Raw genomic sequence first — 22,204 nt, 5'->3', positions numbered from 1 at the left:
AGAAGTGCCTAAGAAGTGCCTAACTTTGATTCGGGATGCGTTACCTTCTACTTGACGACCGCGCCCGTACTCGATTGAATGGAGGAACGCACGAGGCATCGGACGTACCGGAGGGGGTGGCACGCCGACATGCGGTTCAAGCTTGTGGCGCGTGACGTCCTCATCGACGTGATGAATCGACGGGGCTGGACGAATCGGGGCTTGGCCGAGTACGTCGGCTGCGCACCGGGGACGATCGACAACCTGATCTCAGGGAAGACCCAGTCGGTCAACCAGGCGCGGACGGCTCGGCTCATCTGCCGGGCCCTCAACGTTCCCGTCGACGTCTTTTTTACGCCCCCGCCTCCTAGTGCTGCTCGTCAAAATGGGAATCGAAAGTCGAAGACTCGCGATCGAACCTCCCCGGCGAGCGAAGAACGTCGCGGAACAGAGGGAGGTGAGGGCGCTCAGACCGAGCCAGACGTGAACGACTAGAACGCACACCTAGGCGTGGTGGATCACCTGCCAGAACAAGGGGATGTATCCGGCCCTGGATTTCCCGTCGTGGAACAGCGGCGGCACGTTCAAGGCCTATTGCAAGGAGTAGCGGACTGATGATGTGGCGGCTGGTGTGATGTTCACCCTTGATGCGGCCAGAGTCGGCAAACGGTACGGAAAGCGCGCCGCGCTCTCCGGCTTCGACCTGCAGCTTGAAGCTGGCAAGATCCATGGCCTGCTGGGGCCGAATGGCTCGGGGAAGACCACCGGCCTCCACATCCTCACCGGGCTCCTCGCCCCGGACGAGGGACGGTCGAACTCCTCGGCGTTCCTGTCGCGGACAAGAGGTCTCGGCATCTCTACGGCTTCGCTCCAGATGATCTGCCGTTGCCGGGGGCCCTCACGGGCCGCGAGTATCTCGCGTTCTATGACGCGATGCGCCGCCGTGATGACAGGGAGCGCGCTCAGGAGCTCGTGGACATCCTGGGGCTGTCCGGTGATCTCGAGAAACAAGTGGGCCAATACTCGCACGGGATGAAGCGCAAGCTTCAGGCTGTCGCGGCATTGAGCCACAGTCCCGAGCTGGTGATCCTCGACGAGCCTTTCAGGGGCCTCGACCCCGATGCGTCGACCGCCTTGAGGCAGCTTCTCTCGAGTTTTGCCGCGAGCGGTCGTGCGGTCCTCATCGCGACCCACGACATGCTGCGCGCCGAACGCGATTGCCATGACGTCACTATCCTCTCCCAGGGGAAGATCGTGGGCCGCGGATCGCCGCAGGAGCTCCTCGCGGCTCATCCGCAGTGTTCGAGCCTCGAAGAGGTCTTCATCTCGATCACGGGCCTCCGCCGCGCGAGCGGCGAGCGAGAGGCGCGAATATCAACGGTCTTCTCATCGTCGGCCGCCCACGGCCGAGCTCTCCCCACGAGGTAGGTTCTCATGATTGCCAGAGTTGTCTTGTCTGCCCTCGGAGGGCTGTTCGTCGGAGCCTCCGTTCTCGTCGTCGGCCTCGCGGCGTCCGTTGCGTTCGCCTGGGCAACGGGGACGCGCGCCTATCTTCCCGGCGTGTTCGAGGCCTGGTTCACCGAGGAGAACGGCATGCCCGCCGTCAATTTCATCCCGAACCAGTGGGGCATGCTCGCGGTCGTTCTCGGCGTCGCGGCCCTCGTCGTCGTCGCCTCGGTCCGCCGGCGTTCCGCCGGCCGCGCGGAATAGGGGAGCCCCGATGAGTTCGGCGCTCGGCATGGTGGCGCGAACGGCCGGCGTTCTATGGGTCCGGGAACTGGCGGGCCTCTTCCGCACCCGGAGCCGGACCATCGTCGCGGCCGCGGGCGGAGCGTTCGCGGCCGCACTCGCGCTCGGCGTCGTCCTCGCGCTGGCCGCGGCTCAGACGACGGCGGGGTCGATCCCGCAGGAGCTCGCCTCGACGATGCTGCGCACCGCGTTCTCCTCGAGCGCGGTGATCTGCACGCTGATCGTCGTGGTCCTCGCGGTCTCGCTGCCGGCCAGGACCTCACTCCAATCGCTCCTCGACCTCCTTCCTGTCGGGCGCACGGCGGGGCAGGTGGGGCAGCTCGTACCCGTCGTGGCGATTGCTGCGACCTTCGGGCTCGCCCTGTCCGCCACCGCGATGGTGGTCTCGCAGCGACTCCTCAGCCCGGGAGCCACGGTCCTCGCGGGTGTCCTGCTCGTGGGGAACGTGGTCTCCCTGCAGATGATCGCGTTGGGCGTCTTCCAGGCTTTCGCCAATCTCCTCAAGCGCTATCTCAGGCTGCCGCATCAGTACGCGGTAGCCGTCGGGGCCGCCGTCGTCATGGCAGCGGCGCTGCTCGCCTTCTCCCGAGACGTCCTCGAATTCCGCTACGCTCCCGACGCCTGGAGCGTCACGGACCTCCTCCCGCCCCGTCTGACGGCGCGGCTTCTCATGGGAGCGGATGGCACCGCCGTCGTCGGCATCGCGGGCTGGTGGGCGGCCGCGTCGTGGCGTTCGTCGCGGGAAGCCGCACCCATCGACAGGACCATGCGTCGGCCGGCATCCGGCTGCTCACCCGCACAAGCCCGCGGCCGGGCGAGTTCGCGGCGGGAACCTGGTTCGAGGCCCTCATTGCCATCCGCACCCCGCAATTCGTTGTCACCGCTCTCGCGAGCGTGCCGCTCGTGCTGGCGGTTCGAGGGATGCTCGCCATCGAGGTCATCGCCGAGGCCGCCGAGAAGCTGGCCTCAGGCCTTCCCGCGGTCCCTTTCGCCTTGGGCATGCATGCCGTGGGGCGCACGATGAGATTTCGATGGCTGGGCGTGGTCACACACGGGCGATGGTCATGGTGGATCGGCCCGCAGATCGCCGCGTATGCCCTCATCGGGTTCGCCTTGGCTGCTCCCGTCTATGCGCTCGAGCTCAGCCTGGGGACGGTCGAACTCGGTGACGCGTTCGGCGTCGTTGCCCGCGTGGCCCTCGTCTTCGCCGTGGCCCTGCTCGCGGGAACGCTCGTGCCCTACTCGGAGGATCAGGGGCTCTCCGTCACGGCGGCCGGCTTCCTCGCGGCGATCGCCATCATTCTGTGCTCGCTCCTGACCGCATGGGTGGGGTCCGTCACGGATACCGCCGCGGCGGGGCTCACCGAGGTGATCCTCGCCGGGCTGTTTCTCATCCTGCAGGCGATGACCGCCGCGTCGCAGGAGAACAATGCGACCCGCTACGTCTGACGTCGTCCTCACCCCCCGGGGTCAGGTGGGAGGGCGAGGAGGTGGCCTTTCCTGCGCTCGCGATCGCGGTGTCTTCAACGTCGTCCACGTTTCGCCGCGACCTGCTTGACCTCGGGCTCGCGAGCGAGACTGCGGAACATGGACTGCTGCGCTTGGTCTTCGGCGCGAGTCCGAGCCGGGCCAAGGCGCTTCCCGGAGGTTGGGTCCCGTCCGTGGCGGCTGCTCTCGTGCATTACGGGTTGTCAATGTCCCGCGTCGTCGGGCTTCTCGGGCTGGTGTTTGCCGCAGGCCTTGGAACCGGAGCCACGTCGCTGGCCGGTCTGGCACTCGGCGGGCTGCTCCTGGTGGGCTCCGCCCTGGTCCATGAGCTCGGGCACGTGGTGGCGTATCGGCTGGCCGGCGGTCCGGGCGCCCCGGCGATCGCGGTCGCGAAGGGCATGAAGTGCCATCTCGTGCGGAGGCGCCTCTCGCCGCGGCGCGACCTGCTCGTGGCTGCCGCCGGGCCGCTCGCCCCCGGACTCCTCGTGCTCCCTGCCGTGCCGCTGGTGTGGATCGCGCCGTTGGCCTTTGCCGCATGGATCGCCATCGCGCTGGGCCACGCCCTGTGCGCGCTCTGTCCGGTGGGAGACGGTCTCACCATCTGGGTGGCGCTGGCCCAGCTCAGGCGGGAGCGGAGGGCCGCCGCCGATACCCGGACGTGACGTTGTACGTGTGCAACATAGCCGTGGAAAGTCGTCGTTGGATAGTCGCGAGAGCTACTGTTATCCAGCGCATAGCCGCCTTGGGGGTTGCGTGCGTCGGCGCGCCCGGTCACAACGGGCAGAGCACCGGGCGCGCCGTTTGCCCCGTCAGTTCGCCGGGCCAACCATGAGCGCGAGAGACACCGTGTGCGTCCGCGCCGACTCGGCTTCCCATGGCCGTTTGAGCGCGAAGACGATCGCCGCGCCGGTCTGGGCTTTCGGGTCGGCGTGCAGCGTGAAGCGGTATGTCACGGGGGAGCCGGGGCGGGGCGCGGAGTCTGTGGCGCTGCTCGCCCCGCGGCCGACGACGGCGATTCCCGGCGGAGTCCTCTCCACTTCCCAGCGGTATCCGGTTCCACTCGGCGACTGCAGTTCCACGGTGAAATCCGAGCCGGCCTGTACCTCGAGCACCTCGTGAGAATTCCTTGGGTACCTCGGAAGCCTCGCATGTCCCGGGTCTCCTGAACCCTCTGAATCTCGAGTGCTGCCCACGCGAGCGATTCTGATCCCGGAGCCGCCTCGGGAGCAATGCCGCGGCCCGAGTCTTGTCCCAGCCGGCGGAGCGATGCTATGTTACTGATGAGTAACATAGCATCGCGGCGCGGCTATTGCACGGCCGCGGAGAACCAGGAGGAGACATGGCCCCGACGAGCCAGGCCGAGCTGCCTTACGCGGATGGCGACTTCTTCGCCTTCGAATCACTGCTTTCGGCCAAGGAGCGCGACCGCCTCCACGAGGTGCGCGAGTGGCTCGCGGCCAACGTGCGCCCGATCGCAGTCGACTGCTGGAACCGTGCCGAGTTCCCCCACGCACTCATTCCTCGGCTGGCCGAGCTGGATGTCGTGAGCCCCGTGCGGCGACAGGGCCATTCGAACCTCCTGGCGGGCCTCCTGCACGCCGAATTCACGCGCGCCGATGCTTCGATCGCCACCTTCATGGGCGTCCACGACGGCCTCTTCACAGGCTCACTTGAACTGCTCACGTCGCGCGACCAGCAGGAGGAGTGGCTCCCCGATGTCTACTCGCTCCGGAAGATCGGCGCCTTCGGCCTCACCGAACCGCTCGGGGGCAGCGACGTGGCCGGCGGCACCCGTACGACCGCGCGGCGCGACGGCTCATCCTGGGTGCTCAACGGCGCCAAGCGCTGGATCGGCAACGCGACCTTCTCGGACTGGGTGGTCGTCTACGCGCGGGACCTCGACGACAATCAGGTCAAAGCCTTCATGGTGGACACGAGCCTCGAGGGCTATTCGGCCACGAAGATCGAGAACAAGATCTCCCTGCGGACGGTGCAGAACGCCGATATCACGCTCGAAAACGTGGTGGTCCCCGAAGAGTTCAAGCTCGCGCACGCCAACTCGTTCCGCGATACCAACCGGGTGCTCAAGGCGACGCGCCTCTCGGTGGCCTGGCAGGCCGTCGGGCTCATGATGGCCGCGTTCGACGTTGCGCGCCAATACTCGGTGGAACGCCTCCAGTTCGGCCGGCCGATCGCTTCCTTCCAGCTCGTCCAAGATCACCTCGTGACGATGCTCGGCAACACCGTGAGCTCGATGGGCCTCATGGTGCGCCTCTCGCAGCTCGCCGAGGATGGCCGGGCCCGCGACGAGCAGTCTGCCCTCGCCAAGGCCTTCACGACGGCGCGCATGCGTGAGTCCGTGGCTCTCGGCCGCGCCATTCTCGGCGGCAACGGCATCGTCACCGACTTCGGGATGGCCAAGGTCTTCGCCGATGCCGAGGCCGTCTACTCCTACGAGGGAACGCACGAGATCAACACGCTCGTAGCCGGCCGCGCCATCACAGGAATCTCCGCCATCGTCTAGGACAGCTTCCCCCGTAAGGCAGCTTCCCCGGGGGGCAGCTTCTGTGCTCCGTGTCATGGGGACGCGCGGCCCGTCCACGGGAGCAGGATCGACGGCCGCGTGTCCGCGACGAGGCGGAGCGGATCGACGTAGTCATCGTCGCGCCGCACGCCCCAGTGCACGCACCCCTCAGCGCAGTGGGGCGGCTCCGCCGCGACCTTCCCGATGGGCTCACCCCGGGTGACTTCCGCGCCGGCCGCGAGCTCCGTCGTGACGGGTTCGAAGCTGCTGCGGTGTCCATCCGGGTGGCGGATCGTCAGGACCGGTCGGTCCACGACCCAGCCCGCGAACACCACGGTCCCACCCTCGGGGGCGAGGAGCTGCTGCCCCGATGCCGCGGCAAGGTCAACGCCGCGGTGGCCGCTCAGCCACGGCCTCGCGGGCGGGTCGAAGCCCCGCACGAGGGCGGGCCGCGGGGCGAGGGGCCAGCCCCACGCTGAGGTCTGCGCTGCGAGCCGTGTCGAGTGGGCCGCGAGCGGGCGCAGCAACGCATGAGGTGCCGCTGCCGAGGGTGCGGCTCCTCCGAGCAGGGGAGCCGTGGCGAGGGCGGCGGCCAGGGCGAAGGCGATGAGCCGAGTCATGTTCCGACTCTTGCCCTGTGGCGACCTCTCCGGAAGTCGCTCGAGGGCGCATGTGGGGGGCGCGCCGTCGTTCGCTGTGTGGAGGAGAAGCGGCGAGCGGGGGAGAAGCAGGGCAGGTGGAGGGAGCAACGGGGGGCTCGGCCGGCCCCTGCGGTGCCCTGTAGTACACTGAGAACCGCGGCTTTCTGCGCCCTCTTGCCATGCCAATCTTCCATTTCGGCGGAAGCATGAGTGCGCGAAGCCGACTCCGCGCATCCAGCGCCTCGCCGCCCGAGCGGCAGGGCCTCGCGCGCCTGACGGTCCGCCCAGCTGCATGAGCCGGGCGGCTCGGGCCTGCGAGGGGTGCCAGGGATGGCGGCCAGCCGGCCGTCGTCGAAGAACCGTCAACAACTAGGGCAGGGGCAAGGGCAGCCGCAGAGGCTCCCTCGTGAAGGACCTGCCGGAAGGAGCGTCGGCATGCCCGTCGTTACCATGCGCCAGCTGCTTGACAGCGGCGTCCACTTCGGTCACCAGACCCGCCGTTGGAACCCGAAGATGAAGCGCTTCATCTTCACGGAGCGCAACGGCATCTACATCATCGATCTCCAGCAGTCGCTTTCCTACATCGACCGCGCCTACGAGTTCGTCAAGAGCACTGTCGCGAAGGGTGGCACCGTCCTCTTCGTCGGCACCAAGAAGCAGGCTCAGGAAGCCATCGCCGAGCAGGCCATGCGCGTGGGCCAGCCGTACGTCAACCAGCGCTGGCTCGGCGGCATGCTGACCAACTTCTCCACTGTCGCGAAGCGCATCCAGCGCCTCAAGGAGCTCGAGGAGATCGACTTCGAGGACGTGGCCGGTTCGGGCCGCACCAAGAAGGAGCTCCTCATCCTCCAGCGCGAGAAGGACAAGCTCGAGAAGACCCTCGGCGGCATCCGCAACCTCTCCCGCACGCCGGCGCTCCTCTGGGTCGTCGACACCAAGAAGGAGCACCTCGCGGTCGACGAGGCCAAGAAGCTTGGCATCCCGGTCGTGGCGATCCTCGACACGAACTGCGATCCGGACGAGGTCAACTACCCGATCCCGGGCAACGACGACGCCATCCGCTCCGTCAACCTTCTGACCCGCGTGGTCGCCGACGCCGTGGCCGAGGGCCTCATCGCCCGCAACAACCGTGCCGCCGGCACGGAGGGCGCCGCGGCCGCCGAGCCGCTGGCCGAGTGGGAGCGCGAGCTCCTCGAGGGCCAGGGCGCCGAGGAGGCCGCCCCGGCCGCCGACGCCGCCGAGGCCGACGCGACTGGCTCCAACGAGGGTGAGCAGAACTAGCCCCTATGACCATTCCACCTCGGCCGGCCGCGGCGGGCCGAGGTGGCGGACGGCAGGATGGCACCGGTCCCCGGTGCCATCCTGCCGATGTGTGAGAAGTGCTAAGAACGAGACAGAGGGGTTCACATGGCGAACTACACCGCTGCTGACATCAAGGCCCTGCGCGAGCGCACGGGCGCCGGCATGATGGACGTCAAGAAGGCTCTCGACGAGGCCAACGGCGACGCCGAGAAGGCCGTCGAGATCATCCGCATCAAGGGCCTCAAGGGCGCGACCAAGCGCGAGGGCCGCTCGACGGCCGAGGGCCTCGTGGCCGCCAAGGTCGAGAACGGCGTCGGCGTCATGGTCGAGGTCAACTGCGAGACCGACTTCGTGGCCAAGTCCGCCAAGTTCATCGAGCTCGCCGACAAGGTCCTCGGTGCGGCCGTCGCCTCGGGCGCCGCCGACCTCGAGGCCCTCCTCGCCGCCGAGATCGACGGCAAGCCCGTGAGCGAGTTCGTCGTCGAGGAAGGCGCCGTGCTCGGCGAGAAGGTCGCCGTCCGCCGCGTGGCCCGCATCGAGGGTGCGACGGTCGACGCGTACCTGCACAAGACGTCCAAGGACCTCCCGGCGCAGGTCGGCGTCCTCTTCGCTGTCGCCGGCGAGGGCGAGGCCGCTGCCGCCGCCGCGCACGACGTCGCCGTGCACGTTGCCGCGATGGCGCCGAACTACCTCCGCCGCGAGGACGTCCCGGCCGACCTCGTCGAGTCGGAGCGTCGCATCGCCGAGGAGACGGCCAAGGCCGAGGGCAAGCCCGAGGCTGCGCTCGCGAAGATCGTCGAAGGCCGCGTGACGGGCTTCTACAAGGGCGAGGTCCTCCTCGACCAGGCGTTCGCGAAGGACGCCAAGAAGAGCGTCGGCCAGGTCCTCCAGGAGGCCGGTGCCGAGGCTACCGCGTTCGCGCGTTTCCGCGTCGGCGCATAGCAGCCGAACCGCCAGGGGCGGCCACTTGAAGCAGTTCACTTCGAGTGGTCGCCCCTTTTGCGCGCAGATACTCTAGAGCAAGCCCACCAACCGGTTCGAGGGGACAGATCACTATGGAAACGGTACAGACCGACGTGCAGACTTCAGCCTTCCCCGAGACCGACGATCCCCTCCCGCCGCGCCGCCGCCGCGTGCTGCTCAAGCTCTCGGGCGAGGTCTTCGGTGGAGGCAAGCTCGGCGTCGACCCGGGGACCGTGCGCGGCGTCGCCCGCCAGATCGCGGCAGCGGTCGACGACGTCGAAGTCGCCATCGTCGTCGGCGGCGGCAACTTCTTCCGAGGGGCCGAACTGTCCCAGAGCGGCATGGACCGCTCGCGTGCGGACTACATGGGCATGCTCGGGACGGTCATGAACTGCCTCGCCCTCCAGGACTTCCTCGAGCAGGCGGGCGTCGAGACGCGCGTCCAGAGCGCGATCACGATGGGCCAAGTCGCGGAGGCGTACATCCCGCGGCGCGCGATCCGGCACATGGAAAAGGGCCGCGTCGTGATCTTCGGCGCCGGCGCGGGGCTTCCCTACTTCTCGACCGACACGGTAGCGGTGCAGCGCGCGCTCGAGGTGCACGCCGACGTCGTCCTCATGGCGAAGAGCGGCGTGGACGGCGTCTACACGGCCGACCCGAAGAAGGACCCCACGGCCCGCAAGCTCGAACGCCTCACGTACGACGACGCGCTCCGCCGCGACATCCGCGTCATGGACCAGACGGCGATGACGATGTGCAAGGACAACGGCCTCACGATGGTCGTGTTCGGGATGGAGGGCGACGGCAACGTCACCAAAGCGATCCTGGACGGCCAACTCGGCACGTTAGTGACTCCCTGATCCGGCTAGGATGTCCGTAGCCCACCCGTCAGCAGCCGAGTCATCAGCACGGCTGCGAGAAGACCACCAGTCAGGAGCGAAGCAACCGTGATCGAAGAGACTCTCCTCGAAGCCGCCGAGAAGATGGAGAAGGCCGTCGAGGTGGCCAAGGAGGACTTCGCCGCGATCCGGACGGGGCGGGCCAATCCGGCTCTCTACGCGAAGGTCATGGTCGAGTACTACGGCACGCCGACGCCCCTCCAGCAGCTCGCCTCCTTCCAAGTCTCGGACGCCCGCACGATCCTCATCACGCCGTTCGACAAGACGGCCCTGCGGGACATCGAGCGCGCGCTGAGCGATTCCGAGGTCGGCGCGAACCCCTCGAACGACGGCGCCGTGATCCGCGTCGTCCTCCCGGAGCTTACGCAGGAGCGCCGCAAGGAGTATGTCAAGATCGTCAAGGGGAAGGGCGAGGACGCCAAGGTCTCGATCCGCAGCGTGCGCCGCAAGGCCAAGGAGACCCTCGACCGCCTGGTCAAGGACGGCGAGGTCGGCGAAGACGACGGCGCGCGCGGCGAGCGCGAGCTCGATGGCCTGACCAAGCAGCACACGGACAGCGTCGACGACCTCGTCAAGCGCAAGGAAGCGGAGCTGCTCGAGGTCTGATGACCGAGTCCCAGCCCGAGGCAGGCCCTCACCCGAGATCGCCTTCGCCTCTCGACGCACCGGGCGCTCCGAGCTCACGGCGTTCCCGCCGCGAGGCGGACGCTGTCGGCAAGGCGACCGCCCCGAGCGCCGCCGCTCCGTCGAAGGCGGGGCGCAATCTTCCCGCGGCCATCGTCGTCGGACTCGTGCTCCTCGGCGCGGTGCTCGGGGGGCTCTTCGTGTGGCCCCTGGGCTTCGTCGTGATCGCGACGGCAGCCGGCGTCCTGGGCGTGTGGGAGGTCTTCCGGGCGCTCCAGACGCGCAAGATCGTGATCCCGATCGTCCCCGTGCTCATCGGCGCGATCGCGATCCCGTTCTCAGCCTTCTTCGGCGGGCAGGAGGCGCAGCTCTTCGCCCTCCTCGCCGCGAGCGCGGCGGTCTTGCTCTGGCAGAGCCTCGAATCGGCGGTCGGCGCGGTCGCGAACGTCGTGGGCGGCGTGTTCGTGCTCCTTTGGATCCCGTTCTTCATCGGCTTCTCGGTGCTTCCCCTGCACGATTCGGGCGTCGCGCCGCCGCCGCTCGGCCTGTGGCCCGGCCTCGTGGTGCCCCACAGTGTGCTCCAGCTCGTGCTCACGCTCCTGCTCGTCTTCGCGAACGACACGTTCGGGTACATCGTCGGCGCGAGCCTTGGGAAGCATCCGATGGCTCCCAAGATCAGCCCGAAGAAGTCCTGGGAGGGGTTCGCGGGCTCGGTCGCGGGTGCGTTGGTCATCGGCGTTCTCGGCACGGTCCTCCTGCTCGGGCGGCCCTGGTGGGTCGGCGTCGTCCTCGCGATCGCCATGGTCGGGGCCGCGACGGCCGGCGACCTCGCCGAGTCGATGGTCAAGCGCGAACTCGGCATCAAGGACATGAGCAGCATCCTTCCTGGGCACGGTGGCATGATGGACCGCCTCGATTCGATCCTGTTCGGGGTGCCCGTGGCCTACGTCGTGTTCAGCCTCCTGCCCACAACCGGGTAGGCCTGGACGTGATCCGGCAAGAAGTCCGGTCGGGGCGCGGCAGCGGGATAATGTTGGGCAAGGCCGATCGTGGCCTGCGGCGGATGCCCGCCGAGTGAGAGGACGGAGGCACGGTGGCGCGCACTGAATCGGGAGCCGCGGCTGGATTCAGCCGCGTGGGCCGCGGCGACCTGGGGTACAGCCCCAAGCAGGTCGAGAAGTTCATGGAGGCCGCCAGGGCCTATCTCCGCAACACGTCCGCCTCGGCCCAGCCCGTCACGAGCCATGATGTGCGCAGCGTAGCGTTCGACGCGGTGCGCGGAGGGTATGACGCCGGCCAGGTCGACGCCGCCCTCGACCGCCTTGAGGACGCGCTTGCGCGCCGGGAGCGGGACGAGCTCATCGACCGCAAGGGCGAAGACGCGTGGCTTCACGAGGTCGGCGCCCTCGCAAGCCTCCTGCGCGGTCGCCTCCTCCGCCCCGACGGGGATCGGTTCCGCCGTCCAGCCAAGAGCGCCTCGCCCAGCTACCACCCGGGCGACGTCGACGAGCTGTGCCACAGGCTCCTCAACTACCTCGAGCACGACGAAGTCATGAGCGCCGACGAGGTGCGCACCGCCGTCTTCCGCACCGTGGCCGGCCGCGACGGCTATGAGGAGACGCAGGTCGATGCGTTCCTCGACCGGTGCGTCGAGCTCATCGCGAAGATCGCGTAGCCTCCTCGCGGGCGGTCTGTCCGCGCAGGGGAATCCTGAGGGTGAAGACGCTCCCGACGCCGAGCTCGCTCTCGCATTCGAGCCCGCCGCCGTGCTGTTCCGCGACCTCCTTCGCGAGCGCGAGCCCGAGGCCCGTCCCCGGGATGCCTGCCCGCACGGCGGCGGCGCTGCGCTGGAAGCGCGTGAAGACGTGCTCGAGATCGTGGGGATCGATTCCGAAGCCCTGATCCCGTACCGTGCAGACCGCCCACGAGCCGTCCTGCGACGCCGTGAGCGCGATCGTCGAGCCGGACTCGGAGTACTTGAGGGCGTTCGACAGCAGGTTGTCGAGGATCCGGACGAGGCCGGTGCGGTCGCCCAGCACGGGGAGGACGACGTCGGCCGCGACGTCTAGCGCGATCCCGCGGCTTGAGGCTTCGGGCCCAGACGAGGCGGCCGCCTCCCGGACGAGCTCCCCGAGGTCGAGCGGCATCCGCACGGGATCGGCCTCGGGCGTGGCTGCCGCGAGGATGTCGTCGACCATCTTGTTGAGATGCCGTGCGTTGCGCACCATGACCAGGAGGTCGGAGCGAGCGGCCGCGCTGAGCGAGGGATCGTCCTGGAGCAGCTCCGCGTAGCCGACGAGGTTCGTGAGCGGGGTGCGGAACTCGTGGGACATGCTCGCGAGGAACATGTCCCGCGCGCGCACGGCCGCGACGACATCCGTCACGTCCGCCGAGACGAGCACGGTCCCGGCGCGCTCGCCGGCCGCGTCGTCGAACGTTCGGCCCGAAACGGATATGGTGCGGGCCTCTGGCCCGCGGCCGAGGCGAACGACCTCGTGGGAGACCGGGAGCCCCGCTCGTGCCTTGGCGAGCGGGCGCTCGGCGGGCGGCACCAGCTCCTCGGTCTCGTCTCGGTACATGAGGAGATCCGCTTCCACCGCCGTGGGAAGCCCTTCGGGGAGGGCGGCCACGTAGAGCTGGCGCTGTTTGGGGTTGAGGAACGTGCTTTTGCCGAGGTCGTCGATGACGAGGACCCCGACGTCGACCGAGTCGAGGACGGTGTCGAGCAGCCGCTCGCGCGTCACGCTCCGCTCGAGCAGCTCCTCGACGCGCTCCTGCTGGGCCATTCCGCTGAGGGTCATGATCGAGGTCCCTGCGCCGATGCACAGGATCATGAACGGCGTGACGAGCTCGGCCACCAGCGCGGAGGGCGTCGCGTCCCCGACCAGGAATGGGGGGAGCCACACCATGAGCAGGCACGCGAGGGTTCCGATCGAGAGCATGATGCGCGGGCGATACCCGGAGCCGGCAAGCCACATCATGGGGAACACCGCGAGGAGGCCGATGCCCGAGAGCACCTCCTCGGCGGAGGAGCGCACGAGGCCGACCGGGATGAAGTCGAGGATCGGGATGGCGAGGAACGACCCGTAGGGGAGGCGCCCCCAGGGAACCAGGGCGCAGATCGCGAAGAGGGCGACGGCGGCCGCCTGGCCGGCTGCGAAGCCGACGGACGCCGATTCGGCCGGGTCGACGTACGCGACGATCGCGCTCACGAGCAGCATCGTGAGGTTGAGGGGGAGCTGGCTCAGCACGACCCTCCCGCGCATGCTCAGCTCGTGGAATCGGCGCTGCCCCAGCAGCAAGACGTTCAGTGCGGCGTCCAAGGGATCCTCCAGGGGGTCAGGGGGCCGGGCGGGTGCCGCGCTCGAGCAGCGGATCCATGCGGAACGGGATAAGCTCGCCCATCGCGAGCGCCGTGTCGGTGCGCTCGACGCCGTCGCACGCGAGGATTTTGCCATTGATGCGGAAGAGGTCCTCGGCATCGACGGCGACGACCCGCAGCAGGAGGTCCGCCGTTCCCGTCAGCCCGTGGCCTTCGAGGACTTCGGGGATCATCGCGATCGCCGCTGTGATCTCCGTGAGCTTGCGCTGCTGGACGTGGACCGTGATGAACGCGAGGAGCGGATAGCCGAGGGATGCCGGGTTGATGCGTCGGTCGAACGCGAGGAACGCGTGCTGCTCCAGCCGGGCGAGTCGGGCCTGCACGGTGTTGCGCGAGAGCCCGAGCTCCTGGGCAAGGGCGACGACGGTGCGTCGGGGGTCGTCGGCGAGCGCCCGCAGGATCCGGGTGTCGGTGGTGTCCACGGGGTGCATGATGCGCAGATTAGCACGCCCTAACCTTGCCGAATAGGGCATCCTGCTCAGTTTCGGCGTTGTTGGTTGTACCCCCTGTTCATTGTGAGTATGGTCACATTAACCCCCGGGGGCCTACAGGCCTCCCGCGAGAAGATAGGGATGCGAACCGAAGTGTCCACATATCAGATGCGCTATCAGATGACCGCCGGCGACCACGGATCGCCGATTCAGCTGCTCTCGCCCACCGGCGAGCGGCATCCCAGCGAACATTTCGACCGCTACCTCAAGGACCTCGACGGGGAGGGCGGCGCTCAGCTCCTCGCCTCGCTCTACGAGGACATGGTGGTGGCCCGCCGCATCGACGCCGAGGGAACCGCCCTGCAGCGCCAAGGGCAGCTCGGCCTGTGGCCGCCGTTCGTGGGGCAGGAGGCCGCCCAGATCGGCTCGGCGCACGCGATCGGCGCCGACGACTTCATCTTCCCGAGCTACCGGGAAATCGGTGTCGCCTACGTGCGCGGCGCGCCCTTCCCCGACCTCGTGCGCCAATGGCGCGGCAACGCGCATTCGGGCTGGGACCCCTTCGCTCTCAACATGGCACCCTCCCAGGTGGTGATCGGCGCGCAGACCCTGCACGCCGTCGGCTACGCGATGGGCGTCCTCTTCGACGGAGCCGAGACCGCCGTCGTGACCTACTTCGGCGACGGCGCGACGAGCCAGGGCGATGTCAACGAATCCATGGTGTTCGCGGCAAGCTACCAGGCGCCCGTCGTGTTCTTCTGCCAGAACAACCAATGGGCCATCTCGGAGCCCGTCGGCATCCAGGCACACGTGCCGATCGCCCGCCGCGCGCCCGGCTTCGGCATCCCCAGCGTGCGCGTCGACGGCAACGACGTCTTGGCATGCCTCGCGGCGACGCGCGAAGCGCTCGAGCGGGCCCGCTCGGGCAACGGCCCCTCCTACATCGAGGCGGTCACCTACCGCATGGGCCCGCACACGACGGCGGACGATCCCACGCGCTATCGCGATCCGAACGAGCTCGAAGATTGGAAGGAACGCGACCCGATCACTCGGTTCGAGGCCTACCTCGTGAGCCGCGGCATCCTCGACGACGATCTGCGCGCGCGGGTCGCTGCGAAGGCGGATGCGGTTGCGGCCGAGCTCCGCGAGGCGACGATCCACATGCCAGACCCGGCCCCGGAGACCCTCTTCGAGCACGTCTACGCCGGTCCCCACTCCGTCTTGGACCGGCAGCGCGACCAGTTCGAGCGCTACCACGGCGGCCTGTCCCATGATGTCGCCAGCGCAGGCTCGGAAGGAGGCCACTGATGACTGAGCAGCCAGAGCCCCAGATGACGTTCGCGAAGGCCCTCAACGCGGGGCTGCGCCGCGCGATGGAGCGCGATCCGCGCGTCGTGCTCATGGGGGAGGACATCGGCAAGCTCGGCGGCGTCTTCCGCGTCACCGACGCGCTCCAGAAGGACTTCGGGGCACACCGCGTGATCGACACCCCGCTCGCTGAATCGGGCATCATGGGCACCGCGATCGGCATGGCCTACCGCGGCTATCGTCCCGTGGTCGAGATCCAGTTCGACGGCTTCGTGTATCCCGCGTTCGACCAGATCGTCTCGCAGGTTGCCAAGCTCCACTTCCGCAGCCTCGGCCGCGTCAAGGTCCCGATCACGGTGCGCATCCCGTTCGGCGGCGGCATCGGCTCGCCCGAGCACCACTCCGAATCGCCCGAGGCGTACTTCGTGCACACCGCGGGGCTGCGGGTCATCGCGCCGTCGAATCCCCAGGACGCGTACGCGATGATCCAGCAGGCCGTCGCGTGCGACGACCCGGTCGTGTTCCTCGAGCCCAAGCGGCGCTACCACGACAAGGGCGACGTCGATGCCTCCGTTGGCCTCGAAGGCCCCGGCGGGCTGCCGATGGACTCCGCAAGGGTCGCGGCCGTGGGAAGCGATGTGACGCTCGTCGGGTACGGCCCGCTCGTCAAGACGTGCCTTGACGCCGCGGTCGCCGCGTCGGACGAGGGGGTATCTGTCGAGGTGATCGACCTGCGGTCGCTGTCTCCGATCGACTACGCGACCCTCGAGGCGTCCGTGCGCAAGACCGGCCGGCTCGTGATTGCGCATGAGGCGGCCCGCACGGCGGGCCTCGGAGCGGAAATCGCGGCCAGCATCGCCGAGCGCTGCTTCTACTACCTCGAGCACGCGCCCGTGCGAGTCACCGGCTTCGACATCCCGTATCCGCATTCGAAGCTCGAGTTCTACCACCTCCCGGATCTGGACCGGATCCTCGACGGAGTGGATCGCGCGCTCGGCCGGCCCAACTCGCTGAGCGGCACGGAGGAGGGCGAATGAGCGCGGAGGCCCACACGCCGGAAACCCACACGCCGGAAGCGGCGGTGGAGACCCGGAAGTTCCGGCTTCCCGATCTCGGGGAGGGGCTCACCGAATCCGAGATCGTCGCGTGGCGCGTGGCCGTGGGGGACGCCGTCCAGCTCAATCAGGTCATCGGCGAGGTCGAGACGGCGAAGGCCGTCGTCGAGCTCCCGAGCCCGTACACGGGGAAGGTGGTCGCCCTGCTCGCGGAGCCGGGCGAGGTCGTCGCGGTGGGGGCGCCCATCGCCGAGTTCGAAGTGGCCGGGGCCGGTCCAGAGCGGACCGCCGCGCCGAGGCGCGAGCCGAACCTCGTCGGGTACGGTGCCATGCCCGAGGGAACGGACCGCCCCGCGCGCAAAGCCCGCAGCTGGGCCAGCGTGGCCGGCTCCAAGGAGCGAGCTGAACCCCCGGCCGACGTGCGGGCCGACGTGGATCGTCCCCGCTCGACCCCGCCCGTGCGCAAGCTCGCGAAGGACCTCGGGGTGGATCTCGCCGTCGTCCACGGCACGGGACCCAAGGGCCTCGTGACGCGCGACGACATCCTGGGCCAAGTCGGCACCTCGGCCGTGCCGCAGATTGAGGCCCCGCAGATCGAGGCCCGGGCCGCGGGCGAGCGAGAAACCCGCACCCCGATCCGCGGGGTGCGCAAGCAGACCGCGGCGGCGATGGTCGCGAGCGCGTTCACGGCGCCTCACGCGAGCGAGTTCCTCACGGTAGACGCGACGGCGACGACCGAGCTGCTCTCGCGGCTCAAGGAGTCGAAGGCCTTCGCCGGCGTCAAGCTCACGCCGATGACGATTGTCGCGAAGGCCATGCTTATCGCCCTCCGCCGCAGCCCGTCGCTCAATTCGCATTGGGACGAGGCGGCCCAGGAGATCGTCCAGTACCACTACGTGAATCTGGGCTTCGCCGCGGCGACCCCGCGCGGGCTCGTGGTGCCCAACGTCAAGGACGCCGACGCGCTGAGCCTCGCCGAGCTCGCCGAGGCCGTCGCAGAGCTCGCAGGGTCGGCCCGCGAGGGCCACATCGGACCGGCGGACCTCACGGGCGGGACCATCACGATCACGAATATCGGCGTGTTCGGCATCGATGCGGGCACGCCGATCCTCAATCCCGGCGAGGCCGCGATCCTCGCGATGGGCCAAGTGCGTCGCCTGCCGTGGGAACACCGGGGGGAGATCGCGCTCCGCGATGTCCTGACGCTCTCCCTCTCGTTCGACCATCGCCTCGTCGACGGCGAGCAAGCTTCGCGCTTCCTCGCGGACGTGGGCGCGATCCTCACGGATCCGGGCGTGGTCATGGCCATGGTGTAGGCCGTCCCTAGCGTGAGGCGGCTCTAGCGTGAGGCGCATCTAAGGCGAGGGGGCTACGAGGGCGGCGAGGGCCATCGACTCGAGGATCCGCCGTGCGCGCCGCTCGCTCGTGCGGCGGCCGGGCGCACCCACCGAGTGGGGCGTCGAGTTGATGAGCCCGAAGACGGCCTGTGCCCGCAGCCGGAGCTCCGCCGGCGGCGCGTCGGCGTGCAGGCGGGCGAGCGCGCCTGCCCACACGTCGATGTAGCGGAGCTGGAGTGAACGCACGGCGGCCTGATCCTGGGCGGAGAGGTTCGTGAAGTCGCGGTCCTGAACGCGGATGACGTCCGGCTTCGTGAGCGCGAAGTCCACGTGGAACGCCACGAGCGCGCGGACCGCGCCGTCATCTCCTGCGCCGTCACGTCCTGCGCCGTCGTGGCCCGCACCGGCGACGACGCGCTGCCCGCCCTCGAGGAGCTCCTCGCTCACGCCGACGAGCAGCGCGCCGAGCACGGCCTGCTTGCCCGGAAAGTGCCGGTAGATCGCGGGGCCGCTCACGCCCGCGGCCGAGCCGAGGTCATCGAGGGACACGCCGGCAAAGCCCTGGGCCGCGAAGAGGCCGGCGGCGGCGTCCAGCAGGGCCTGGCGGCGCACGGCCTTGGCCTCGCTGCGGGGTGTCGTGGATGCATCGCTCATCGTGGCTCCTGAAGCTGGATGCCCGGGGCTGGACATCACAGTTAATCAAGACTAACTTTGAATTCAGTTAATCACCATTAACTGGACGGGAAGGTTCGATGGAGACCCTGCTCAGCCGCGTCGATCCCTCGAGCGCCCAGTTCGCGGAGAACGACGCCGGCCAGCGCGCGCTAGCCGCCGAGCTCGCCGAGCGTCTCGCCGCCACGGCGCTCGGGGGCCCGCCCCGCTCGCGCGAGCGGCACGTGGGGCGCGGGAAGCTCCTGCCGCGCGAGCGCATCGACGTGCTGCTCGACGAAGGGTCGCCCTTCCTTGAGATCGCGCCCCTCGCCGCGAACGGCATGTACGGCGACGAGAGCCCGGGAGCGGGCATCATCGCCGGCATCGGCCTCGTCCACGGGCGCCACGTGCTCGTCATCTCGAACGACGCCACGGTCAAGGGCGGGACGTATTACCCCATGACCGTCAAGAAGCACCTCCGCGCTCAGGAGATCGCTCTCGAGAACCGCCTCCCGTGCGTCTACCTCGTCGACTCGGGCGGCGCGTTCCTCCCGCGGCAGGACGAGGTCTTCCCGGATCGCGAGCACTTCGGCCGGATCTTCTACAACCAGGCCCGCATGTCCGCGGCGAAGATCCCGCAGATCGCGGCCGTCCTCGGCTCGTGCACCGCCGGCGGCGCCTACGTGCCCGCGATGAGCGACGAGACCGTGATCGTACGCAACCAGGGCACGATCTTCCTCGGCGGCCCGCCGCTCGTGAAGGCCGCGATCGGGGAGATCGTCACGGCAGAGGAGCTCGGAGGGGGAGAGGTCCACGCGAAGATCTCGGGCGTCGTGGACCATCTCGCGGAAAACGACGAGCACGCGCTGGAGATCGTGCGGAACATCATCGAGACGCTTCCGCCGCCGCTCGCGCCGGCGTGGCACGTCGCGCCCGCGCCACCTCCCGCCGTCGACCCCTCCGAGCTCTACGGCACCGTGCCCACGGATGTCAACGCGAAGTACGACGTCCGCGAGGTCATCGCCCGGCTCGTCGACGCGAGCGAGTTCCAGGAATTCAAGAAGGACTACGGCTCGACCCTCGTCACTGGCTTCGCGCGGATTCACGGCCATCCGGTCGGGATCGTCGCGAACAACGGCGTCCTCTTCTCGGAATCCGCGATGAAAGGTGCCCACTTCATCGAGCTGTGCGACCAGCGCGGCGTTCCGCTCGTCTTCCTGCAGAACATCTCGGGCTTCATGGTGGGCCGCGACGATGAGCACGGCGGAATCGCGAAGCACGGCGCGAAGATGGTCACCGCCGTTGCGACGACGCGCGTCCCCAAGCTCACCGTCGTCATCGGCGGGTCCTTCGGCGCGGGCAACTATTCGATGTGCGGGCGAGCCTACTCGCCGCGCTTCCTCTGGATGTGGCCCGCGAGCCGCATCTCGGTCATGGGCGGCAGCCAGGCCGCGAGCGTCCTCGCGACGGTCAAGCGCGAACAGCTCGAAGCGCACGGCGAGCAGTGGCCGCCCGAGGCTGAGGAGGAGTTCAAAACGCCGATCAGGGCCCAGTACGAGGCCCAGGGGAGTCCCTACTATTCGACGGCGCGGCTCTGGGACGACGGCATCATCGACCCGGCCGACACCCGCAGGGTGCTCGGCATGGCCCTCGACGTCGTCGCCCGGGCCCCACTGCCAGAGACGTCCTTCGGCGTCTTCAGGATGTGAGGAGATGACCCTGTTCGCGAAGGACCCGCTCTTCAGCAAGGTACTCGTCGCCAACCGCGGCGAGATCGCGTGCCGCGTGATCCGCACGCTCCGCCGGCTCGGCATCCCCTCCGTCGCCGTCTACAGCGATGCCGACGCCGGGGCGCGCCACGTGCGCGAAGCCGCCGAGGCCGTGCGCATCGGACCAGCCGCCGCGAGCGAGAGCTATCTGAACCTCGACGCGATCCTCGGCGCGTGCCGCGCGACGGGGGCCGACGCGGTGCACCCGGGCTACGGCTTCCTGAGCGAGAACGAGGCCTTCGCACGAGCGCTCGAGGCCGGTGGCCTCGTCTTCGTCGGCCCAGGCGTCGAGGCCCTCTCGGTCATGGGAGACAAGATCCGGGCCAAGAACCACGTGGCCGGGTACGGGGTGCCCGTGGTCCCCGGAATTGCCCGGCCGGGGCTCACCGACAAGGAGCTCATCGAAGCGGCCGACGGCGTGGGGTACCCGCTGCTCATCAAGCCCTCCGCCGGGGGCGGCGGCAAGGGGATGCAGGCGGTCGAGTCGCCGGAGCAGCTCGCCGGCGCACTCGCGACGGCGCGGCGCATCGCCTCTGCAGCGTTTGGCGACGACACGCTGTTCCTTGAACGGCTCATCCGCGCGCCCCGGCACATCGAGGTGCAGGTCCTCGCGGACCAGTTTGGAGCCACGATCCACCTCGGGGAACGCGAATGCTCGCTCCAGCGGCGCCACCAGAAGGTCATCGAAGAGGCGCCGTCGCCGCTGTTCGACGCCCTGCCCGACGGCGCGATCCGCGAGCGCATGGGGCAGGCCGCGTGTGACGCGGCCCGGAGCGTCGGCTACACGGGGGCCGGAACGGTCGAGTTCCTCGTGAGCGATGACGCCCCGGACGAGTTCTTCTTCATGGAGATGAACACACGCCTCCAGGTTGAACACCCCGTGACCGAGATGGTCACGGGCGTCGATCTCGTCGAGCAGCAGCTGCGCATCGCCGCGGGGGAGCGGCTTGCGCTCCGGCAGGAAGACGTGCGGCTCGACGGCCACGCGGTCGAGGCCCGCATCTACGCCGAGGCGCTCGTCGAGACCGCTGGGGGCCGGCGCGAGTTCCTTCCGGCGACCGGACGGATCGAACTCCTCTCGGAGCCGGCCGGCGGCGGGTTCGCGCGGGAGAGACCCGCGGGGCGGGACGTGCGGGTCGACAGCGCCCTCGCGGAGGGGCTCGAGATCGGCTCCTCGTACGATCCCCTGCTCGCGAAGGCCATCGCGTGGGGCCCGGACCGCGCGTCGGCCCTCGCAACGCTCGACGCCGCGCTCGCGGCCTACACGGTCCTGGGCGTCTCGACCAACATCGAATACCTGAGGCTCCTGCTCGCGGACCCGGACGTCCGCGCGGGCCACCTCGACACGACGCTCATCGAGCGCCGGCTCGACCATCTCGACTTTCGCGCGGTCGGTGAGCCCGAGCTCATCGCCGCCGCGATGCTGGCCGAGCACGTGCGGGAGCCCGGGCCCGCGGCGTCCCATGAGGGGCCATGGCGGAGCGACGCGTGGCGCCTCGGCGCCGCGGTGCCCCGGCGGGTCACGCTCGGCACCCCGGACGGCGGCATCGCGACCGTCCGCGTCGCGGATCTCGCGTCTGGCCCAGGCTTCGCGGTCAGCCTCGGCAACGGCCCCGAGCGCAAGGGGAGCATCGCCGTCGTCGGACGCAGCCTGGTCCTCCACCTCGACGGCGACTCTCATCACGACGGCGGGCCGCGCACTTATGCGTGGGCTGTCAGCTCGTCCCGCCCACCCGGCCCGACCGAGCGGACGGTGTACCTCGGCGAAGGCGGATGGTCGGTGGCGCTGCCTGTGCTCAACCGCGCGCAGCGCCTCGAGCGAGTGCTCGACGGGGCCCGCCGCGCGGCCCTCGACGGCGCCGGCGAGGCATCTCCCGACGTTCGGTCGCCCATGCCGGGGACGGTCGTCTCGGTCGCGGTCGAACCGGGGCAGGCCGTCGAGGCCGGCCAGCCGCTCGTGAGCGTCGAGGCTATGAAGATGGAGCACGAGCTCGTCGCGCCGCTCGCCGGGACGGTCCAGCTCCATGTTGGCCTCGGCTCATTCGTCCGTGCCGATCACCTCGTCGCGACCGTGACTCCCGCAGACCCGACAGAAGATTGAG

21 protein-coding genes and 1 pseudogene are annotated in these 22,204 nt (G+C 69.2%); 17 read left to right on the top strand and 5 right to left on the bottom strand.

Features of this window, described 5'->3' with window-relative positions; translation table 11 throughout:
- Positions 1-613 precede the first annotated feature (613 nt).
- The 5 genes and pseudogenes from SPF06_RS07855 (at position 614) to SPF06_RS07835 (ending at position 3,878) form a co-directional block, all read left to right on the top strand.
- Positions 614-1,407, top strand: a pseudogene (locus SPF06_RS07855) (ABC transporter ATP-binding protein).
- A gap of 6 nt (positions 1,408-1,413) precedes the next feature.
- Positions 1,414-1,689, top strand: coding sequence for a hypothetical protein (locus SPF06_RS07850; RefSeq protein ID WP_323278473.1), 276 nt, complete (start codon positions 1,414-1,416; stop codon positions 1,687-1,689).
- A 10-nt stretch (positions 1,690-1,699) separates the two neighbouring features.
- Positions 1,700-2,752 carry a hypothetical protein gene (locus SPF06_RS07845; protein ID WP_323278471.1) on the top strand — a complete coding sequence of 351 codons (1,053 nt, stop codon included), beginning with the start codon at positions 1,700-1,702 and terminating at the stop codon, positions 2,750-2,752.
- 17 nt (positions 2,753-2,769) lie between these two features.
- A complete protein-coding gene (locus tag SPF06_RS07840) occupies positions 2,770-3,177 on the top strand; it encodes a hypothetical protein (protein ID WP_323278470.1) in 408 nt (135 codons plus the stop codon).
- 41 nt (positions 3,178-3,218) lie between these two features.
- Positions 3,219-3,878, top strand: coding sequence for a hypothetical protein (locus SPF06_RS07835; protein ID WP_323278469.1), 660 nt, complete (start codon positions 3,219-3,221; stop codon positions 3,876-3,878).
- Between the two features lie 147 nt (positions 3,879-4,025).
- Here the strand turns inward: SPF06_RS07835 and SPF06_RS07830 are convergent, their stop codons facing one another.
- Positions 4,026-4,328, bottom strand: a complete 303-nt coding sequence (locus tag SPF06_RS07830) for a protease inhibitor I42 family protein (protein ID WP_323278468.1) — start codon at positions 4,326-4,328, stop codon at positions 4,026-4,028.
- Positions 4,329-4,555: 227 nt separating this feature from the next.
- Here SPF06_RS07830 and SPF06_RS07825 point away from each other — a divergent pair, with 227 nt between their 5' ends.
- A complete protein-coding gene (locus SPF06_RS07825) occupies positions 4,556-5,740 on the top strand; it encodes an acyl-CoA dehydrogenase family protein (RefSeq protein WP_323278467.1) in 1,185 nt (394 codons plus the stop codon).
- A gap of 53 nt (positions 5,741-5,793) precedes the next feature.
- On the opposite strand, the gene SPF06_RS07820 is transcribed toward SPF06_RS07825, so the two are convergent.
- Positions 5,794-6,360 (bottom strand): M23 family metallopeptidase, encoded by a 567-nt coding sequence (locus SPF06_RS07820; RefSeq protein WP_323278465.1) that lies wholly within the window; start codon positions 6,358-6,360, stop codon positions 5,794-5,796.
- Positions 6,361-6,816: 456 nt separating this feature from the next.
- On the opposite strand from SPF06_RS07820, the gene rpsB reads away from it, so the two are divergent.
- The 6 genes from rpsB to SPF06_RS07790 all read left to right on the top strand — a co-directional run bounded on the left by rpsB (position 6,817) and on the right by SPF06_RS07790 (position 11,844).
- Positions 6,817-7,662: a 30S ribosomal protein S2 gene (gene rpsB / locus SPF06_RS07815; protein ID WP_323278464.1), complete on the top strand. Its 846-nt coding sequence runs from the start codon at positions 6,817-6,819 to the stop codon at positions 7,660-7,662.
- A 126-nt stretch (positions 7,663-7,788) separates the two neighbouring features.
- Positions 7,789-8,625 (top strand): translation elongation factor Ts, encoded by an 837-nt coding sequence (tsf, locus tag SPF06_RS07810; RefSeq protein WP_323278463.1) that lies wholly within the window; start codon positions 7,789-7,791, stop codon positions 8,623-8,625.
- A 113-nt stretch (positions 8,626-8,738) separates the two neighbouring features.
- Positions 8,739-9,506, top strand: coding sequence for a UMP kinase (pyrH, locus tag SPF06_RS07805; protein ID WP_323278462.1), 768 nt, complete (start codon positions 8,739-8,741; stop codon positions 9,504-9,506).
- Positions 9,507-9,593: 87 nt separating this feature from the next.
- On the top strand, positions 9,594-10,151 hold the full coding sequence (gene frr / locus SPF06_RS07800; RefSeq protein WP_323278461.1) for a ribosome recycling factor: 558 nt from the start codon (positions 9,594-9,596) through the stop codon (positions 10,149-10,151).
- Complete coding sequence (locus SPF06_RS07795; RefSeq protein ID WP_323278460.1) at positions 10,151-11,149, top strand: phosphatidate cytidylyltransferase; 999 nt, start codon at positions 10,151-10,153, stop codon at positions 11,147-11,149. Before frr ends, SPF06_RS07795 begins: the two co-directional genes overlap by 1 nt.
- Positions 11,150-11,262: 113 nt before the next feature.
- Positions 11,263-11,844: a DivIVA domain-containing protein gene (locus SPF06_RS07790; RefSeq protein ID WP_323278459.1), complete on the top strand. Its 582-nt coding sequence runs from the start codon at positions 11,263-11,265 to the stop codon at positions 11,842-11,844.
- Here the strand turns inward: SPF06_RS07790 and SPF06_RS07785 are convergent.
- Both SPF06_RS07785 and SPF06_RS07780 read right to left on the bottom strand, forming a co-directional pair.
- A complete protein-coding gene (locus SPF06_RS07785; protein WP_323278458.1) occupies positions 11,825-13,492 on the bottom strand; it encodes a sensor histidine kinase in 1,668 nt (555 codons plus the stop codon). The genes SPF06_RS07790 and SPF06_RS07785 overlap by 20 nt on opposite strands.
- Positions 13,493-13,508: 16 nt before the next feature.
- The gene (locus SPF06_RS07780) at positions 13,509-13,982 is read right to left on the bottom strand and encodes an Lrp/AsnC family transcriptional regulator (RefSeq protein WP_323278457.1); all 474 of its coding nucleotides are present in this window, start codon (positions 13,980-13,982) and stop codon (positions 13,509-13,511) included.
- Between the two features lie 141 nt (positions 13,983-14,123).
- Between SPF06_RS07780 and pdhA the strand changes: the two genes are divergently transcribed.
- From pdhA to SPF06_RS07765, 3 genes are read left to right on the top strand one after another with little or no spacing between them, the layout of a single operon-like run.
- Positions 14,124-15,290: a pyruvate dehydrogenase (acetyl-transferring) E1 component subunit alpha gene (gene pdhA / locus SPF06_RS07775; RefSeq protein WP_428985728.1), complete on the top strand. Its 1,167-nt coding sequence runs from the start codon at positions 14,124-14,126 to the stop codon at positions 15,288-15,290.
- On the top strand, positions 15,290-16,327 hold the full coding sequence (locus tag SPF06_RS07770; protein WP_323278456.1) for an alpha-ketoacid dehydrogenase subunit beta: 1,038 nt from the start codon (positions 15,290-15,292) through the stop codon (positions 16,325-16,327). Before pdhA ends, SPF06_RS07770 begins: the two co-directional genes overlap by 1 nt.
- On the top strand, positions 16,324-17,661 hold the full coding sequence (locus SPF06_RS07765; protein ID WP_323278455.1) for a dihydrolipoamide acetyltransferase family protein: 1,338 nt from the start codon (positions 16,324-16,326) through the stop codon (positions 17,659-17,661). The genes SPF06_RS07770 and SPF06_RS07765 overlap by 4 nt, the downstream gene beginning before the upstream one ends.
- Positions 17,662-17,700: 39 nt before the next feature.
- Here SPF06_RS07765 and SPF06_RS07760 read toward each other — a convergent pair whose 3' ends face one another.
- Entirely contained in the window at positions 17,701-18,336 is a 636-nt protein-coding gene (locus SPF06_RS07760) for a TetR/AcrR family transcriptional regulator (RefSeq protein ID WP_323278454.1), read from the bottom strand.
- A 98-nt stretch (positions 18,337-18,434) separates the two neighbouring features.
- On the opposite strand from SPF06_RS07760, the gene SPF06_RS07755 reads away from it, so the two are divergent.
- Both SPF06_RS07755 and SPF06_RS07750 read left to right on the top strand, forming a co-directional pair.
- On the top strand, positions 18,435-20,042 hold the full coding sequence (locus SPF06_RS07755; protein ID WP_323278453.1) for a carboxyl transferase domain-containing protein: 1,608 nt from the start codon (positions 18,435-18,437) through the stop codon (positions 20,040-20,042).
- 4 nt (positions 20,043-20,046) lie between these two features.
- On the top strand, positions 20,047-22,203 hold the full coding sequence (locus SPF06_RS07750) for an acetyl/propionyl/methylcrotonyl-CoA carboxylase subunit alpha (RefSeq protein ID WP_323278452.1): 2,157 nt from the start codon (positions 20,047-20,049) through the stop codon (positions 22,201-22,203).
- The last annotated feature ends 1 nt before the right edge of the window (position 22,204 follow it).

This window comes from Sinomonas terricola (assembly GCF_034931225.1).
Classification (GTDB): Bacteria; Actinomycetota; Actinomycetes; order Actinomycetales; family Micrococcaceae; genus Sinomonas; species Sinomonas terricola.
The sequence above is the reverse complement of the archived record's forward strand: the minus strand, read 5'-3'. Positions and strand labels throughout refer to the sequence as shown.